The organism is Arenibacter lacus (genome assembly GCF_008711145.1).
Classification (GTDB): domain Bacteria; phylum Bacteroidota; class Bacteroidia; order Flavobacteriales; family Flavobacteriaceae; genus Arenibacter; species Arenibacter amylolyticus.
Genome location: NZ_VVIN01000157.1, coordinates 1 through 1,573, shown reverse-complemented (window position 1 = coordinate 1,573; position 1,573 = coordinate 1). Strand labels below are relative to the sequence as shown.

Annotated in this window: 1 protein-coding gene; it reads left to right on the top strand. The window is 47.9% G+C overall.

The genetic code is table 11. The features are described 5' to 3' along the window. Positions 1-1,573: relaxase/mobilization nuclease domain-containing protein (locus F1E73_RS16900; RefSeq protein WP_150452649.1), on the top strand; the 1,573-nt coding region annotated here is incomplete at both ends.

Here is a 1,573-nt window from a genome sequence, read left to right as displayed (position 1 = left end):
TTATATTGTGGTACGGCACCACGATACCGAGCACGAACACGTGCACATCGTCTCTAGTACCATTAGGGAAGACTGCAGCCAGATCAACCTTTCCTTTGACTATAGAAGAAGCATGGCCGCCCAGAAGTACCTGGAGAAAGAATTTGGACTTTCCCCCTCCCCGGAAAAAAGAACGGTCCGAGAGCTTCCCAAACTGGAAACGCCCCAGCTTAATCCCCAAGATGGTAACGGGGTCCGATACTATATGCAGGACATTTTGAACAACACCCTGCAAAAACATAAGGTGCGGAGTTTTGAACAGCTTGCCATACTACTGGAAAAGTACCATATTCAGCTGAAGGTAGTGGAACGTTCGGGTAGGGTAGGAGTAGCTTATGGCATTGCGACCAAAGAAGGATACCGGTCCCGTTTTATTGGGGGCTATACCGTACACCCCCAGTTCTCCGGTCCCAAACTCCAACAAGTCTTCGAGCGTAACAAGCAATCGGCCTTACTGCCCATGGTGAAAAAGCGTTTGGAAAAACAAATAAAAACTACCTATAAACTATTTAAGACCCTCCGTCCCGATCACCTCCCCGAAATCTTAGGCTCCCATCAAAAGCTCGATTGTAGGCTAAACTACAACGATCAGGGGCGGGTGGTGGATTTCACCATACACGATAAATCGGGCTATGTGCTGCGGAGCGACGAGATCGCCACTGGTCTTGGTATCCATGAGAACCCCGATTTGTTCCAAACCGAACACACCCAAATGTACATGGATAGCAAGCAATTGGAACTGGAGTTCCAACGCTGCTTAAGGGAAGCCTACCAGAAGACCTATAGGGAACTGAGGTACAAGCCCCTGTTTTCGGAGCATATCCTGAAAACTCCTATAGATGTTTTGGTTAGGGAAATGATGAAATCGGATCGTTTTCTCTTCCTTAAGAAATACCTGCATACCGATGATCAAACCTTATGGAAGTTGATCGACTCCCACTACTACCCTTTTAGTGAGAAGCTATATACCTCCGCCATGAATAAGGAAAAGCAGGAATTGCAAAAGAAGGCCGAGCTTATTCAACGGGCCAGGGACCAGCTGTTCCAACGTACCCTGGACCAAAGGGAGATCCTTGGTGCGCTTGTACAAAGTTTGGGTGTACGATACAATGAGGGAATACTGACTTATGCGAATTCCAAGTTCCACCAAGTGCCATTGGATCTAGGCAGTACCCTACTGCAGACGAGTGCAAACCCCTATTCCCCTCCTGGTTTTGCACGTGAAAACGAAAAACTGTTGGAAGGGCTGCTGCATGACAAATCCGCCAAAGAGATAAAGCCGGGTCCAACCGCCCTATTTCTACCTATGGTATTTCCGAAACTCTATAATGCTATGGTACCAACCTATAGAGAGCGTTTCGATACCTTGGCCCTACAGGCCTACCATCGCTACGCCGAACGGATGCAGGCGCCTTTTGAGAAATCGCCCAGGGACTATATCGCCTTTTTCAATGCCAGGGGCTTTTATTTTGAAGAGCAGGAAGGAAAGCTAAGGGTGGGCTCCCTGTATTCCAAGTATAAGGTAACCGTATCG